This window comes from uncultured Methanospirillum sp. (genome assembly GCF_963668415.2).
Lineage (GTDB): Archaea > Halobacteriota > Methanomicrobia > Methanomicrobiales > Methanospirillaceae > Methanospirillum.
The window spans coordinates 259941-276494 of record NZ_CAXXDL010000001.1 but is presented as its reverse complement, the minus strand read 5'-3'; the positions used below and the strand labels follow the sequence as shown (position 1 = coordinate 276494).

The 16554-nt window shown below is 50.6% G+C and carries 16 protein-coding genes; 13 read left to right on the top strand and 3 right to left on the bottom strand.

Annotation, left to right across the window (positions count from 1 at the left end; all coding sequences use genetic code 11):
- The first annotated feature begins 31 nt into the window (after positions 1 to 31).
- The 10 genes from ACHZA2_RS01415 (at position 32) to ACHZA2_RS01370 (ending at position 11803) form a co-directional block, all read left to right on the top strand.
- Complete coding sequence (locus ACHZA2_RS01415) at positions 32 to 496, top strand: TIGR00725 family protein (protein ID WP_319578207.1); 465 nt, start codon at positions 32 to 34, stop codon at positions 494 to 496.
- A 154-nt stretch (positions 497 to 650) separates the two neighbouring features.
- On the top strand, positions 651 to 1280 hold the full coding sequence (locus ACHZA2_RS01410; protein WP_319578206.1) for a DUF47 family protein: 630 nt from the start codon (positions 651 to 653) through the stop codon (positions 1278 to 1280).
- A gap of 5 nt (positions 1281 to 1285) precedes the next feature.
- Positions 1286 to 2464, top strand: coding sequence for an inorganic phosphate transporter (locus ACHZA2_RS01405; RefSeq protein ID WP_319578205.1), 1179 nt, complete (start codon positions 1286 to 1288; stop codon positions 2462 to 2464).
- Positions 2465 to 2690: 226 nt separating this feature from the next.
- Positions 2691 to 4190 (top strand): DUF2193 domain-containing protein, encoded by a 1500-nt coding sequence (locus ACHZA2_RS01400; RefSeq protein ID WP_319578204.1) that lies wholly within the window; start codon positions 2691 to 2693, stop codon positions 4188 to 4190.
- A gap of 10 nt (positions 4191 to 4200) precedes the next feature.
- Entirely contained in the window at positions 4201 to 4410 is a 210-nt protein-coding gene (locus ACHZA2_RS01395; protein ID WP_319580929.1) for a DUF2180 family protein, read from the top strand.
- A 5-nt stretch (positions 4411 to 4415) separates the two neighbouring features.
- Positions 4416 to 5156 carry an MIP/aquaporin family protein gene (locus ACHZA2_RS01390; RefSeq protein WP_319578203.1) on the top strand — a complete coding sequence of 247 codons (741 nt, stop codon included), beginning with the start codon at positions 4416 to 4418 and terminating at the stop codon, positions 5154 to 5156.
- Positions 5157 to 5305: 149 nt separating this feature from the next.
- Entirely contained in the window at positions 5306 to 5914 is a 609-nt protein-coding gene (locus tag ACHZA2_RS01385; protein ID WP_319578202.1) for a 5-formyltetrahydrofolate cyclo-ligase, read from the top strand.
- Positions 5911 to 8307, top strand: coding sequence for a CDC48 family AAA ATPase (locus tag ACHZA2_RS01380; protein ID WP_319578201.1), 2397 nt, complete (start codon positions 5911 to 5913; stop codon positions 8305 to 8307). Before ACHZA2_RS01385 ends, ACHZA2_RS01380 begins: the two co-directional genes overlap by 4 nt.
- 231 nt (positions 8308 to 8538) lie before the next feature.
- Positions 8539 to 11268, top strand: a complete 2730-nt coding sequence (locus tag ACHZA2_RS01375; protein ID WP_319578200.1) for a CDC48 family AAA ATPase — start codon at positions 8539 to 8541, stop codon at positions 11266 to 11268.
- 19 nt (positions 11269 to 11287) lie between these two features.
- Positions 11288 to 11803: an Hsp20/alpha crystallin family protein gene (locus tag ACHZA2_RS01370; RefSeq protein ID WP_319578199.1), complete on the top strand. Its 516-nt coding sequence runs from the start codon at positions 11288 to 11290 to the stop codon at positions 11801 to 11803.
- On the opposite strand, the gene ACHZA2_RS01365 is transcribed toward ACHZA2_RS01370, so the two are convergent.
- Positions 11794 to 12186 (bottom strand): thioredoxin family protein, encoded by a 393-nt coding sequence (locus tag ACHZA2_RS01365; protein ID WP_319578198.1) that lies wholly within the window; start codon positions 12184 to 12186, stop codon positions 11794 to 11796. The genes ACHZA2_RS01370 and ACHZA2_RS01365 overlap by 10 nt on opposite strands.
- Before the next feature lie 53 nt (positions 12187 to 12239).
- Between ACHZA2_RS01365 and ACHZA2_RS01360 the strand changes: the two genes are divergently transcribed.
- The 3 genes from ACHZA2_RS01360 (at position 12240) to ACHZA2_RS01350 (ending at position 14938) form a co-directional block, all read left to right on the top strand.
- Positions 12240 to 12482: a hypothetical protein gene (locus tag ACHZA2_RS01360; RefSeq protein WP_319578197.1), complete on the top strand. Its 243-nt coding sequence runs from the start codon at positions 12240 to 12242 to the stop codon at positions 12480 to 12482.
- 92 nt (positions 12483 to 12574) lie between these two features.
- Positions 12575 to 13477 carry a nitrogenase cofactor biosynthesis protein NifB gene (gene nifB, locus ACHZA2_RS01355; protein WP_319578196.1) on the top strand — a complete coding sequence of 301 codons (903 nt, stop codon included), beginning with the start codon at positions 12575 to 12577 and terminating at the stop codon, positions 13475 to 13477.
- A gap of 171 nt (positions 13478 to 13648) precedes the next feature.
- Positions 13649 to 14938, top strand: a complete 1290-nt coding sequence (locus ACHZA2_RS01350) for a tetratricopeptide repeat protein (RefSeq protein ID WP_319578195.1) — start codon at positions 13649 to 13651, stop codon at positions 14936 to 14938.
- A gap of 29 nt (positions 14939 to 14967) precedes the next feature.
- On the opposite strand, the gene ACHZA2_RS01345 is transcribed toward ACHZA2_RS01350, so the two are convergent.
- Entirely contained in the window at positions 14968 to 15291 is a 324-nt protein-coding gene (locus tag ACHZA2_RS01345) for a hypothetical protein (protein ID WP_319578194.1), read from the bottom strand.
- Between the two features lie 35 nt (positions 15292 to 15326).
- Positions 15327 to 16484 (bottom strand): NAD(P)/FAD-dependent oxidoreductase, encoded by a 1158-nt coding sequence (locus ACHZA2_RS01340; RefSeq protein WP_319578193.1) that lies wholly within the window; start codon positions 16482 to 16484, stop codon positions 15327 to 15329.
- Between the last annotated feature and the right edge of the window lie 70 nt (positions 16485 to 16554).

Genomic DNA, 16554 nt, shown 5'->3' with positions numbered 1-16554 from the left:
TTTATGAACTATTTATATAATAGGACCTTCGTTGGACGGCCTCGGTAGGAAGAAGTTCCAGATTGCAGTCATTGGTGCTGTAGAAGCAGATCAGCATGTTCAGGATCTTGCGTTCAGGGTGGGCAGCCTGATCGCAGATCAGGGCTGTATCCTTTTGACCGGTGGCAGAGGCGGGGTTATGGAGGCTGCGAGCAGGGGCGCTCACGAAGCCGGGGGGCTTGTTGTGGGTATTCTTCCTGGTTCAGAAGGAAACCTGTACCTTAATGTTGCTATCAAAACGCAGATGGGCCAGGCTAGAAATGTTATCCTCGTCGAGTCTGCAGATGCAGTCATCGCGGTGGCTGGAAGTTATGGCACGCTCTCTGAGATTGGGGTTGCACTCAGGATTGGAAAGCCTGTTTTCGGAATTGATACCTGGGATATTCCGGGCCTGACTCCCTGCCGTACCCCTGAGGAGGCAGTGCAGAATGCTGTCAGTTTTTGCCAGCTCCTCTGATTTCCGGTCCTGATTTTTTCATTCTTTTTTTTATTTGGTAGCCGATAATGTCCGGTTGGTTTGCAATCGTTACCAGGGTCCGGCACTGGTCTCTATCATCTGACAAACAGAACGGAGCATATTTAGCATATCAGAAGACATTTATTGCGATACCGTGGGGATCAAAGAGTGGCTCATACCTCAAGATAAGGTGTTTTTTGACCTCTTCGAGCGTTTAGCCCGTATTGTCGTCATATCCGCCGAAGAACTCGAGTCGATGGTGAACAACCAGCAGGATCGGGATATCGCCTTTAAGAAGATTAAAGAACTCGAGCATCAGGGTGACCAGATCACACACGAGATATATGAGAACCTGAACCGGACATTCATCACGCCGCTCGATCCTCTGGAGATCTCGCGTCTTGCCTCAGCACTGGACGACATTCTGGACTATATAGACGATTCTGCAGAGAAGATGATCAATTACGGCGTCCTTGAGTTCGACAATTACATGCAGGACTTCGCACAACTGATACGCCTCTCGGTTATTCAACTTGAGAACGGAGTCAAATTGATCAGATCGACCAAGGATCTGCCAAAACTGGACTCATGCGGAATCGAGGTCAACCGACTTGAGAACCTTGCCGATGATCTCCTCTCCAAATCAATCAAACATCTCTTCATGGGCAATGACCCGGTGATGATGATCAAACTCAAAGATATCTACGAATGCCTGGAGACAGCGACAGATAAATGCGAAGATGTCACAAACGTCCTCTCTGATATCAGCATCCGTCACTCGTGATTCAGATGGAGCCAATCCTCATCATCGGCATCGCCGTGGCACTCCTCTTTAACTTTTTGAACGGGCTGCACGACGCTGCAAACTCAATATCTACAATTGTTGCAACCAGGGTTCTCACGCCAGTTCAGGCAGTGGCTCTTGCAGCCTTCTTCAACCTTATAGGTCCGCTCTTCTTCACAACCGCCATTGCAAAGACGATCGGAAAAGGGATCATTGTCCCTGGATGGCTGACTCTTGAGGTGATTATTATTGGGATTCTGGTTGCCTCGTTCTGGATCTACTTTACTGCGTACATCGGTATTCCCATATCATCCACCCATGCCATGATCGGCGGGCTCATCGGGGCAGCCGTGGCCTATGGTGGGTATTCGGTTGTGATTCTCCCTACTCTTCAGATCCTTGAAGGACTAGTCTGGTACGGAATCGCCGGAATCATCGCAGGTGCAGTTATTCTGACACTTCTTGCACGGTTGAACCAGGAGGAGAACCTGAAGATGTATGCAGGACTTGGTGGATACTTTGGGTTTGTGTTTATGATCCCACTCTGCATCGCCCTTCACCTCCTCCCGATTTCCGGAATTATCAGTATCGTCCTTTTCATCGTGATATCCCCGTCTCTCGGGCTGGCACTGGCATTTTTGCTCGGCTGTCTTGTGATCAGGATCTGCAGAAACAAAGATCACAGAATGATGAATCATATCTTCAACAAGTTGCAGATCATATCATCAGCATTCTATAGTATCGGTCATGGCAGCAACGATGCACAGCATGCCATGGGTATCATCACCGCCATGCTGGTGACAGCCGGGGTGCTGACCGACTTTTCTGTGCCCCTCTGGGTGATTCTCCTCTCAAGCGCAGCAATATCACTGGGCACTCTCACCGGCGGTTGGAAGATCGTTCAGACTATGGCAAAACGCATCACTCATCTCCGCCCATATCAGGGATTCTGCGCAGAAACCGGCGGTGGAATCGTCCTCCTCCTGGTCACCCTTTTCGGAGTTCCAGTCTCAAGCACCCACGCCATTAGCGGGTGTATCATGGGAGTCGGTGCAACTCAGGGGAGTTCGTCTGTCAACTGGGGTGTTGTCAGGCGGATTGTAACCGCATGGGTTATCACTATCCCGCTGACTGCTGCATTCTCCTGGATTGTTTTTTCAGCATACCTTGCAATCTGGGGCTGATTCTCCTTTTCTTCTCATGTACCCGCAATTCCTGCTTAACCTTATATGCCTGCAGGCATAACTGGTCAACTGACAGCGGGTACCTGCACCGTCCGGGTCCGGGCCTGCAGGCGAATGAATTTTGATTCATTGCTATACGGCCAGCCCGACATAAGGGGCTATGTTCTCCTGTGGTCCAGTCTGGGAGAGAGCCTTTATCAGGGGTACTCCTGCGGAGTGATCCAGCATGAAGGAATTATATGAGAAGATGATCCGGGAAGCGATGGCAGCACAGCGGGCTGACGTCTCTACAGTACAAAAGAAACGCGGAACTAAATTCTCGATGGCTGACGCAAAGCCGTACCTCGATGCAGTTTCCGGGATGAAGGCAGGTGAAGGGCAGAGCAAGGCCGTTATCGATCTCCACAAAGAGTCGGTAAATTCACACTATACTATCCTCTCCAAACTTACCAAGACGGTCCGCCCGGAAGACGACCCCTTTGTTGAGCATTACCAGACCCCGGTGATCCTTGAGATCCTCTGTGACAAAGACCCGGCATTCAAGAAGAGCATGGCCGAGTTTGTCAAGCAGATTAATAAGAGCGAGGCGATCATCGGCCTTGAGTCAGCAAGACGGTATGCAGGATTTTATGGTCCTACTTGTGTAGTTGACTTTGCTCTGATACCTGGAAGTACCAGCAATGTTGTAAATCAGATCCTCAAAGCAACTAAGATTCCCGATGACCACAAGAAGGCCATCCTTGCTGCAAAATCATGGGGGATGAACACCAGTTACGGAATTGGTGACGTGTTTGCACATGCTGTTGAGTCAGGTGAAACCCTTACCGCAGCAACAAAGAAGGAGATCGAGATGCTCGCCTCGATCTACACAAATCCTGTGTCTGCACAGGCAGAACTCATGGACTCCCTGGGCCAGAACTCGTTTGACTGCAGGAAGTACATGCAGGAGTACAGGGTCAAGATGGAGCCCTTTGTCCTGGCCGCAATCGCCGACAAGGTTCACTACGCTAACATCGTGACGATTCCGGCGTACTGCGTCGGCGATGTTGCCCACCATATCTCCCAGTCCACCTTCAACATGTGCAAGGATGACATGGTGATGGGGATCATCGAGGCTGTCACTGATGTTATTGAGAACAGCCTGATGGCGTCGGTTGGCAAGTTCAAGACCCCTGAGCAGCTGGTCTCGGTAGCGACCGGTGCGAGTGCAGCTGCTGTTGAGTATATTCTTGAGATGGACGGGTTCAACGCACTTATGATCGTAGACCTGCTCACAAAACGTTACCACAACTATGTCCAGCTCAACCCGACGAGAGGAGCTGCAGCAGAACTGCACAATTGCGACTTCATGGACATGATCTACCGGGGATGGGGAATACTTGACCGTGCACGTAAGATCAGAAACGGTTCAGGAAAGGATCTGAAACCGACTGTCTCCGGTCTTCCGATAGATCTCACACCGTTGTATACACACGAGATCCTCAACAACCCACAGTGGTATGCCTATCCAGCCTGTGCCATCACGGTCCGTCTCTCTGCCCTGATGAGACTTGCTGATTACCCCTGTCTGCTTACGAGCGAACCTATCACTGCCACCTTAATGACCAATGTCATTGCTTTGAAGAAAGAGATCCCCGCTGCCCCTGCACGGATCTGTAAGAACTGTGCTTCTGCATCCTGTGCAGACTTCAGACACGAATACTGCCAGTACCGCGAAGCGGTATAGGTTGATGAACATGAAATGTTATGTCTGCGCAAAACAGGGGAAGACAACCGAGGCGGTTGGTATCTGCATCATCTGTGGAATGGGGCTCTGCATGGATCATGTAATCCGTGAGGAGCGTGCTGTCTGGGAAGGTGGATATCCATTCCCTGCACAGAAGATGAAGAAAACCCTGCCCAGGATTCTCTGTAGGGACTGTGCTGAAGCAGTCAGAGAGGAGTGACACCGATGGTATCACTCCTCAAGAGATCGGTTGCCGAAGGAATAGGAACAGCCCTGCTGGTGTATTTCGGTGCAGGAGCAGCAGCGATCACCCTGATGATCAGCCAGGGAACGAAGCCAACCTCCTCGTTTAACATCGGGATAGGTGCTCTCGGGGGTCTTGGCGACTGGCTTGCCATCGGGCTTGCATTTGCATTCGTTATTGCTGCAGTTATCTACGCTACTGGACGGATATCCGGTGCACACATTAACCCGGCTGTGACCATCGCTCTCTGGGCAACCAAGCGGTTCCCATCACAAGACTGTGGTGCGTACATCGTTGCCCAGTTAATTGGTGCTGCAATCGGAAGTTTTCTCTTTGCAGCTTCTGCCGGAATGGACGCAGTCACCATCGGTGGTCTTGGTGCAACTGCTCCGTTCCCAGGTATCAGTATGGGACAGGCAGTCCTCGCGGAATTCATCGGGACATTCATCCTGATGCTGGTCATCATGGGTGTCGCCGTGGACAGGCAGGCACCGGCAGGATTTGCCGGACTCGCCATTGGTCTGACTGTTGGTGGTGTTATCACCACTACGGGCAATATTGCCGGTTCTTCACTCAACCCAGCACGAACCTTCGGGCCGTATCTTGGTGATCTTATTCTGGGTGGAACCAATCATTTTGGTACCTTTCCTATCTACCTGGTCGGTCCTATCCTGGGTGCGGTAGCAGCAGCGTTTCTCTATGACTGGTTGCAGGCTGAGTAATCCCATTCAAAACCCATTTTTTCTGATATCTGGTTGCCCATTATAGGTGTTGTCTTTCGTGCAAACCTCTAAGTTTTTTTAATCTGATATCGCATCATTACCTACGGCAGAGAAAACCTGACGTTCTAAATTTTCATTTATTTCGCAATATGAATACTACAGTCCCGGCAGGGGGTAAAACCATACCAATCAGTAAAGAAGTACTCAGGAATATTCTCCGGGAACGTAGGTGGGCATTGTCAGAACCGGAACGGGTGGAGAAGAGCCTGAAGATCTGTGAATGCCTCAAAGAGGTCATCATCCCCGGCGAAGAGGTACTTGTCTACTGTGCCAAGGATCCTGAAGTTGAGACCTCCCGAATCATCTCGTATCTTCTGGATCAGGATATTCCGGTCATTGTTCCGATTATTCAGAAAGAGGATGTAAGTCTTCGCCTTTCGTACCTGCAGGATCCCTCCTGCCTTGTCTCAAGTACGTTTCATGTGCCAGAGCCTATCGGTTCAGAGATCCCTGCAAATCCCGCTGATGTGACGTCAGCCATTATCCCGATGCTCGGGTTTGACCGGTCAGGTGCACGGCTTGGATATGGAGCAGGGTATTATGACCGATTTCTCTCAGAAAACAGGCATATTCGGACCATCGGGCTTGCCTACTCATGCCAGGAAGAGCCTCTGCTCCCTACTGATGCAAACGATATCAGCATGGAGGTCATCGTGACCGAGGACGAGATTATTCACAGGGGGCAGGGTATGTCATGAACCAGAGTGGAGGAATCAGGCTTGAAGTCAAGCGTGCTGCCGAGGAAGATGCTGGAAAAGGGATAGCACGGCTCCACCAGGCAGTGATGCGTGCACTCGGGATCGTGAATGGTGAGTTTGTCGAACTCCTGGGAGGAAAACGTGCGGTGGCCGCTGCCTGGAGCACGCAGAATACCGGTCATGGCAGGAGCGAGATCGCGATAGATGGGGAGATACGCAGCAATGCCGGGTGCGGTATCGATGACAAGGTACTGGTAAAACGGGTTCTGGCCCATGATCTTCATAAGGTTGTGCTCCAGCCGGTGACCGGCGTCACCCTCAACAACCCGGAGATCCTGCTCGCTAAAAAACTCCGGGGTCGGCCTGTTCTTGAGGGACAGACCGTCAGGATAGACCTTATCGGCAACACAGTAAACTTCATTGTCTCCAGGCTTGAGCCGAAAGGTGTCGGGGTAGTGACCTTCTCTACCGAAGTCATCCTTCACGATGTTCCATACCAGACCGAAGAGGTCAGGCACGAAGAGTCGGTCATTCACTACGAGGATATCGGCGGACTGTCTCGTGAGATCAGTCTGATAAGGGAGATGATCGAGATCCCGCTCCGGTACCCGAAGGTCTTTGAACGGCTCGGGATCGATCCACCCAAGGGTGTGCTTCTTTACGGCCCGCCCGGGACTGGTAAGACTCTCCTTGCAAAAGCTGTCGCAAGTGAGGTCGACGCCCATTTTGTCCCGTTATCCGGCCCGGAAGTGATGAGCAAATACTACGGTGACTCTGAGAAGAAGATCCGTGAGATATTTGACTCTGCACGGGAAAAAGCGCCATCTATCATATTTATCGACGAGATAGACTCGATTGCGCCCAAGCGGCAGGAAACATCCGGTGAGGTTGAACGCCGGGTGACGGCCCAGTTGCTTACCATGATGGACGGGCTTGCATCCAGGGGCCAGGTGGTTGTTATTGCAGCCACGAACATCCCGGATGCCATAGATCCTGCTCTCCGGCGGGGAGGAAGGTTTGACAGGGAGATCGAGATCGGTATCCCTGATCGGGCAGGGAGGCTTGAGATCTACCACGTCCATACCAGGAATATGCCACTCGCACCAGATGTTGATCTCGAGTCATATGCCGAACTGAGTTATGGATTTGTCGGTGCCGATATCGCCCTTCACTGTAAGGAGGCTGCGATGCATGCTCTTCGTGGAATCATGGTCCAGATGAAGGAAGGGCAGGAGGTTCCTCCCGAGGTGATCGACAACCTCGTCATCTCTGACCGTGATTTCATCGAGGCACGTAAATCGGTTGAGCCCTCTGCGATGAGGGAACTGTATATCGAGGTCCCGGAAGTCCCCTGGGAGATGGTGGCAGGCCTTGACAGGGTAAAATACGAGATCGAGAAGGTGATCGAATGGCCGATCAAACGAAAGGAAGCGTTTGAAAAACTGAAGATAAAACCTCCGAAAGGAATCCTGCTCTTCGGTCCTCCAGGGACCGGAAAAACCCTGCTTGCAAAAGCGATTGCAGCAAAGTCCAGGATGAACTTCATCGCGATCAAAGGGCCCGAACTCCTCTCCAAATGGGTTGGAGACTCTGAAAAACAAGTCCGTGAGGCGTTCAGAAAGGCTCGGCAGTCTGCCCCGGCCATCATCTTTTTCGACGAGATCGACGCCCTTGTTCAGAAGCGTGGGCAGCAGTCCGGGACCTCTAGGGTGGGAGAGAGTGTGCTTTCACAGATTCTCACCGAGATGGATGGGATTGAGGAACTGAAGGACGTCATTGTGGTTGCAGCAACGAACCGACCTGACATGCTGGATCCGGCCATCCTCAGGCCTGGCAGGATAGAGAAGCACATCTACATCCCTGCACCCGATGTTCTGGCCCGTGAGTCAATCCTCTCGCTCTATCTTGGTGATATCAGAGAACTGCTCGATCCTTCAATCAGCCTTCAGGATCTGGCTGGTCGTATGCAGTACTTTGTTGGTGCAGATATCCAGGCCTTTGTCAGGGAACTCAAACTGATCGTCCTTGAAGAGATCTTCTCACTCGATGCAGAATCAGCAGAACAGTATCAGATCAGGATTCAGGAGGATCAGATCACTCGTGCCCTTGAGGCGGTGAAAGGAACTCTTGGGAGCAAGACCCTTGAAGGATTTGAGATCGGAGCATGGGAGCTCCTCTACCCGAGATCACAACGTGATATCCTGATGAGGGCAGCAGTTGCTGTGAATCATGCTGATAAGATAAACCTCCTTGCACCGTTACCTGAAGGTATCGGGTCCATGGTCTCTGAACTCCGGGATATCACCTTCTGGCAGGAGAAAAATTTTGTCAGGATTGCTGATCTGACCCGGGATCTGGATCTCTTTCTCAAACAGGTCCGGGCAGAGCAGTAACTCAGCCCAGATTTTTTTTCATGTGGCTGATGTGAATCTTTTTGAGTTCACCCGAATTGAAATTTCTATTAATATATCTTCCGATATTAATCAAATATCAATTTGTTAGCATTATGCATCTTTTATTGGCTTATTCTGAATATTGTGTACCAAAATAATTTCAGCGTCTCAATTATTTTTATATACTATTGAGGAGTAACTTAAGGTGAATCTTACAAAGAGGATTATCACATGTCTACAACTCGTGACATTACACTAATTGTTCAGGAAGCACCGGTGCAGGACAAGGGAAAAGACATTGCCCGGATATCCTGGGATACAATGGAGAAACTGGGACTCTCCCGTGGTGATGTGATTGAGATTGAGGGGGCTTACAAGACGTATGCCCTCGTCTCCCCGGCAAGTTCCCCATGGGCTGACGTGATCTATATCGATGGGAACATCAGGCGGAGAGCAGGTGTTGGCATTCGCGAGCAGGCTGTCATCAGAAAGGCAGAACCCAGGGAGGCAAAAAAGGCCGAGTTTCAGATCATTCAGGATGTCCAGGGCCTAGACATACGAGAACTGGAACAGTTCCTTGCCGAAAAACTCAAGGAAAATCTGCTCTTCACAGGGAAAGATATAGCGATTCCGGTGGAAAGTGCTGAACGTGATCCATTTGATGATCTCTTCAGGTCACGTTCCTTTGGTGGTTCGATCTGGAGTTCTCCGACCACCTATGCGGTAGTCAGGATCACCTCTACCGATCCTGAAGGTGCCACCATCTCTACACCAAATACCCGATTTTCTGTGATACGGGGAGGGAAACAGGCATCTCCCTCATCCGGCAGGGCAGGATCAACGGCAGCACAGTCCGGTGAAGGAGGAGAGAAAGAGAAGTATATTCCAGATATCCATTACGAGGACATCGGTGGACTCGGGCGTGAACTCTCGCTTGTGCGTGAGATGATCGAGCTTCCCCTGCGAAATCCCGATCTCTTCAACCATCTCGGTATCGAACCGCCTAAAGGAGTTCTCCTCTACGGGCCGCCAGGTACCGGGAAAACCCTGATCGCCAAAGCCGTAGCAAACGAGGTGAATGCCCACTTCATCACTCTCTCAGGCCCCGAGATCATGAACAAATATTACGGGGAGAGTGAAGGAAAACTTCGTGAGGTCTTTGAAGAAGCAGAGAAGCATGCTCCTTCGATCATCTTCATTGATGAGATAGACTCGATAGCACCCAAGCGAGAGGATACGAAAGGGGAGGTTGAACGTCGTATCGTTGCCCAACTCCTGGCCCTGATGGATGGGCTCAAGAGCCGGGGCAGGGTCATTGTGATAGCAGCAACTAACCTGCCTGACAACCTGGACCCTGCATTGCGGCGGGGAGGCCGGTTCGATCGTGAGATCGAGATCGGAATTCCTGATGTGTCAGGAAGGATGGCGATCTTCCAGATCCATTCCCAACGTGTGCCCCTTGACCTCGCCGGTGTAACTATCAGCGAAGATCAACTGACCCGCGATGAAAAATTGCAGATCTCCCGGCTTGACGAAGATATTACAAGCCTTGAAGCAAGACGATCTTCAGATGAAGAGAGTCAAAATGAGAAGGGAGCCGAAGGGGAAGAGATTGAACGAAGGCTCAGTGACGTAAAGGCACAGAAAGAGGAGGTTGAGAACCAGATCAAGAGACGGCTCTTCCTTCAGCCGTTTGCAAATCAGACCCATGGGTTTGTCGGTGCTGACATCAGCCTGACTGTGAAAGAGGCTGCAATGCATGCCCTTCGTAAAGGTCTCGAGAAGGTTCCTCCGAAAGATCTGAAAGAGGGAAAGATCGACAAGAGCCTCATTGCGTCCATCCGGGTAACCCTGGGAGATTTCCAGGCTGCCCTCTCCCACGTGGAACCGTCAGCCATGCGTGAGGTGCTCATAGAGATACCTGATGTATCATGGAGTCAGGTCGGTGGTCTTGAAGAGGTCAAGAAAGATCTGAAAGAGGCGGTCGAGTGGCCGCTCAGGTACCCGCAGATCTTCAGTCACCTGCAGACCAAGACACCCAAAGGAATTCTGCTCTTCGGTCCGCCCGGTACCGGGAAGACCCAGATGGTGAAAGCAGTTGCACATGAAAGTGAATGTAACTTCATCTCTGTGAAAGGGCCTGAACTGATCTCCAAGTGGGTTGGTGAGTCAGAGAAGGGGATCAGAGAGGTCTTCCGCAAAGCGAGACAGGCTGCACCGTCTATCATCTTCTTTGATGAGATCGACTCGCTCGTGCCGAAGCGGGGAAGTTACTCTGATGCTACTCATGTGACCGAGAGTGTGGTATCGCAGATCCTGACCGAGATGGATGGGATGGAAGAACTCAAGAACGTGACCATCATTGCGGCAACCAACAGACCTGACATGTTGGACGATGCACTGATGAGACCGGGCAGGCTTGAGCGCCACATCTTTGTTCCCCCACCGGACAAAGAAGGGAGAAGACAGATCTTCGAGGTGTACCTGAAGGATGCAGGGACACTTCTCACCGCTGATGTCACCATCGATCAGTTGGTTGAGAAGACCGAGGGGTATGTTGGTGCCGACATCGAAGCCCTGATCCGTGAGGCCAAGCTTGCAGCCATGCGCGAGTTCATAGCACTGATGGCAGGAAGAACTGATCGTGAACTCGAAGAAGCGGTAGCAAATGTCAGGATCACCAGCCGACACTTCGATGAGGCATTCGGTCGGGTGAAAGGTTCACTAGATGACACTGCCCGTGAACGATATACCCGCGAATCCTGGCAGATCCTCTATAACCAGGATCAGAAAAAGATCCTGGTGAAGGCGGCATTCATCATTGCCTCTTCAGAAAACCGTGGAATCCCGGAGGATGAGATCAAGGATCTCAAGGCGAAGGTCTATGGAGGAACAATAAAAGACTTTACCAGCATAGAAAAGCAGACACAGGAACTTGATAAGAGATACAACCCCACCTAAGTAGGAGAGCGCCACAATCATGAGTGATACCCCACCGGAAGAGTTTAAGAATATCGAGGAACTACTGAAGAAGGTCCTTGGCCAGACACTGGGCACAGGGCAGATCCGCCCTGGTGTTATCGGTGTCAACATCATCCTTGCAGGTGGAATGCCCCCCGGCTTTCCCGGAGGATTTGGCGGAGGGGGTCCGGGACGGGATGTTGAGCATCCCGAGATCGAGGTTACCGAGTGGGACGGCAGAGTGATGGCAACATGCGAGATGAAAGGTCTTGCAAATGAACACGTCAGCATAGCGTTTCAGGACAATACCCTCCACATAATTGGGTATGACGGAACCACCCGGTATCGCAGTTCGGCCGTTCTTCCTCCCGTGATTGAGTCCTCTTGCAACCGGACATTTTACAACGGTGTTCTCGAGCTGACCTGGCTGGTCAGGGATATCGAGACACCTGTCCAGACGACTGCAGAGGATGAGACCGAGATATCTGTTACAATATCAGGTGATCAGGAGAATGAAACTCCTGATCACCCATAACCACTAATTTCGTATTCTATTTCGGTAGACCGCAGACGGCACTCGTCACCGTTTTGCACCATCTCCTCAACCATTTTTTTCAGCATTGTAGGGAAGACTGCACCAACTCTTGTCTGGATTGGCTTACCACCGCAGAAGTAGATAAATGTCGGGGTTGCCATGACGCCATACCGCTCGGCGATCCAGCCGGACGTAAGGATATTCAGCCTGAAGAACCTGACTGATGATGAAAACTCTCGTGCCAGTTCCTCAACATGCGGCTCCATCTGGGTGCAGTGCCTGCAGGTCGGGCTGAAGAACATCACAAGAACCGGTTCGCTGTTTCTCTCTACTGCATGCTCCCACTCACGATCATCGATCTCTGAGACTTTTGTTTCTGTCATATGATGGTGATAGAACAGGAGAACTCATAAACCTGTGTTTACCATGGTGAACAATGATGGCTGATGATCATTCACCTGGCAGGGGAGTAGAGCACGAACCTGAAAAAAGCATTCCGGTGAATGTACCGGTTCCATTCCCGCTTCTTGAAACCCTTGATGCAGCAGCCGGGTTGATGGAGATAAGCAGGGAAGAGATGATTCTGATGATTCTTACACGATGGGGCCGTGAGCAGACTCTTCCCCTGTATGGTGAGGACAAACTCTGCAGCCTGAAACCCGGGTCAGATATCTCCTGATTTCCCCTTGTATCTCTTTGGAAAACCGAATAGTTCTGAGTTTCCTGGATGCCGCATCATAAATAGCTGAACGTCAGACGTAAGAGATACGTATGCCTGATGAATCATACCGGGAAGCAGAGGTTGACGGCACCATCGTAAAATGGGATCCTGACCAGATGCGGAAGATTCAGGAGCACCCCTGCTATAGTGAGAAGGCCAGTCACACCTTTGGGAGAGCACATCTCCCGGTCGCTCCCAAATGCAATATCCAGTGTAACTATTGTGTCCGGAAGTTTGACTGTGTGAACGAGAGCAGGCCCGGGGTTACCAGCGAGATACTCAATCCTGAACAGGCACTTCAGAAGATCACTGATATCATCGCCGAACATCCGTACATCAAGGTAGTCGGAATTGCAGGACCTGGAGATCCCCTCTTCAATGATGCAACCTTTGAGACATTCAGGCTGATCCATGAGAAATTTCCTGATCTGATCCTCTGTGTCAGTACAAACGGACTTTTGCTCCCTGACAAGATCGATCTTCTCGAAAAGTATGGGGTTACCAATGTCACCGTTACTATGAACGCCCTGGATCCTGATGTTGCAGCAGAGATCTATCAGTTCATAAACTACCAAGGGAAGCGGTATGACTCAGGCAGGGAGATGGGTGAACTTCTCATCAGCAAACAGATCGAGGGTATCCGCCTAGCTGTAGAGCGCAAGATGCTCGTCAAGGTAAATACGGTGTACATTCCCGGGATCAATGATTCACAGATCCTTGAGATTGCAAAGAAGATCAGTTCCATGGGTGTATACATCCACAATATCATCCCGCTCATTTCACAGGCTAAATTTGCACACATCAATCCTCCGACCCTGGAAGAAAAACTTGCGATGCAGGAACAGTGCAAACCGTACGTGAAACAGATGTCGCACTGCCAGCGGTGCCGTGCTGATGCAGTCGGCTGTCTAGGCAAGGACATCAACCCCTGCACCGGGCACAAGAGCCAGTAACCAGGGATACATTCCCATATCTTTTTTGGATAATACGCCGAACAGATGCATACCATCCCCCCGGCTGGTTGACTCGGAGGTCTTTGAATGCGGTCGCTCCTGCCTGTACTCTTGCTAATCATACTCCTGTTTATGCCACACTGGTCTGCAGCAGATGTAAATTCATCTGTCATGCAGAATAATACAGTCAGTACTGATGACCTGGTGAAGGAGAATGATCTGGTTTTAGCCCAGGATCCAAAGAACCAGACCGCTCTTATGTACAGGGCACTAATTTTTTACAACGCAGAAAAGTATTCCGAAGCGATAAACGCATCTGAGATCCTTCTTTCAGTTAATTCTAGTTGTTCTTTTGCCTGGCATATCATCGGAACGTCGTGGGGGAATCTTGGAGATCAGGCAAAAGCGGTAGAGGCGTTTGGCAAAGCTGTAGCACTAGCGCCCGGCGATCCTAACGAGTACAATGTGCAAGGTGTCGCCTACTCCAGGAGCGGGAAGTATCCTGATGCTGTAAATGCATTTCTGAAGGCAACCACAATGAAACCGGATTATGCCACAGCATGGAATAATCTGGGGGTTACCTACCGCTATATGAATGAGACTGAAAAGGGGATTGAAGCAATTAATAAAGCGGTTGCTGTTGATCCTGAACAGGCTTCATTCTTTGCCAACAAGGGATACCTGCTCCTGGATAAGAAAGATTACAACGGGGCGATCATTGCTGCATCTGCGGCAAAAAAGATCCAGATGACCAATGTTCCCCAGTGGTTTGTTGCCGGTGATGCGTATTTTGCACAACAGGATTACAAAGACGCTTTCTACTCCTATGATGGCGGCTTTACCACGATGCAGAAGAACGATCTCTGGTACTATCAGGGAATAAAAAATACCAGGATCACCCAGAACATGGAGCCGGTTGAGGCGTATTACCAGTCGGTAGCCTCAAATGTCAGGTTCACCGGTGAATGGGACCGGGTGACAGTCATCGAGTATAAACTTAAGAGGTACAAGGACACCCTCGATGTCTACGATCAGGTGATGACGATAAATTCTGACCCCGGTGAGGCATGGCGGAGGAAAGGCTACACAGCCCTGAAGATTGAAGAGTACAAGAGTGCCCAGGATGCATACACCCGGGCAAGAGAACTTCTGCCAGATGATTCGGATGTCATCGCTTCGCTCGGGTATGCAGACGGAAAACTTGGTGATTACCTGACCGCAATGAACCTGATCGATGAGGGCCTGAAAATAAATCCGAATAATGGACGGGCATATATGCAGAAAGGGGAGATCCATTCAATGTACGGAGAGAAGAAAGAAGCTGCAGATGCATTTAGCAAAGCACTCGAGAAGGATCCTCACAATTCTGATATCTTCAATGCCCTGCAGGGTATCCAGATGTCCCAGGGTGATTACCTGGGGGCAGCAATTAATTTCTTCAGGGGAGTTATCGGATTTTAATTTTGTTACAATAATCGTTTTTTACAGAATTACTCGTGATATCTTCCGACATCTGGATCCGGTATTCCCATCTTTCGATCCAGTGCAATGAGCAGGCGGTTTAACGTCCTTTTCACCTCAGCATGCTGTTCCTTATCCATCGGGCTGCCGGCCTGATGCCACATAATCTGCTGTCTGAGTATGCCAACGAGCTCTTCGATCTCGGTTCCTTTAAATTGCGCAGGGATTATGAGATCTGAAAAGTAATCCTGTGCTCCCATCCATGCCCGGTCTGGAGGAAGGGAGAATTTTGTCACGATGTGGGAGATGTTGATGAAAAAACCACGTCCAAATCTGCTTTGAGATGCAGCCATGATCACTTCTCCTTCCGGCTGCCCAATAAACCTGTTTACCTGATAATTGATCTGATAGCTGACCTGAGAAAAATTCCTCCAGCTCTGTACATTGAGGGATGCAGGAGAAGGGACTGGAGCAGTCTTCCTGGCCTGTCCATATCTCCTTTCTGAACAATCAGATCCCTGATGTCAGGGCTGCTCATCACCGAGATGATCTGCTCCATCTCAGTCTGGGTTATCTGTTGTCTGTATTTGAACGCTGCATATCCAATCTTCAATTCTTTTCCGATGTCACCCCGCCATCTACTCTCATAAGCAGAGAGGAATGCAGGATCTGTTCGTTCTACATCACAGGCGAGTGTAGCCACAGCCGCAGCATGACGGGCAGCCCTGATCCCTGTGTATACCCCACCACCAGAGGTCGGTTTTGCCATCGCTGCAGCGTCACCGGCTACCATGATACCTTCTGCAACGGTGTTTTTCAGGGTTCCAAGTGGTATTGTTCCGCTTACGAACTGAACGTGTTGTGATCCGAACCCTGATAAGAACCGTTCAAACTTCTCCCTGACATTGGTTATACCGCACATTCCTACCCTGGCACGCCCGTCTCCTATAGGAATCACCCAACCAAAAAATTCCGGTGATGCGTTTGGATAAATTGCAACTTTATTCTGATCAGTTTCATAGGCAAGGTCGCACTGCAGCCCCGAGAGGTACACCAGAGCACGGGGTAATCCAGCCATCCTGCCTATTGTCGCTCTTGGTCCGTCTGCTGCTATCAGTACCCGGTATCTGATCTCTTCCAGTCCCCGTTGCCCTCTTACCTGGAGCCGGTGCCGATGATGATCCAAAGCATATGCCAGTGTCTTGAGCTGGATCTCTGCACCGGCATCAGCTGCTGCATATCCCATCTCCTGGTCGAGAAGGGCCCTGTCAACCACGTATGCTTTCGTCTTCCCGGCATCAAAGGAGAGCGTCGCATTCTCGGTAGTAACCATTGCTCCTGATACGGTGTTCAGGACCGAACGGGTGCTGACCCTGCATTCATCAAATGCTGAGCATGAGAGCAGACCTGCACACTGAACCGGAACACCGATGTGTGCCTGCTCTTCTATGAGCAGGACACTGAGACCGGCCTTTGCACACGACTCTGCCGCAGCTGAGCCTGCCGGTCCTGCGCCAACCACCACGACATCATAATTCCGGTCCATACTGCCTCAGTATCTGATGCTCTGACCTATGAATCCTCTGAACTTCCTGCATCATTATGGTCAGGAAGAC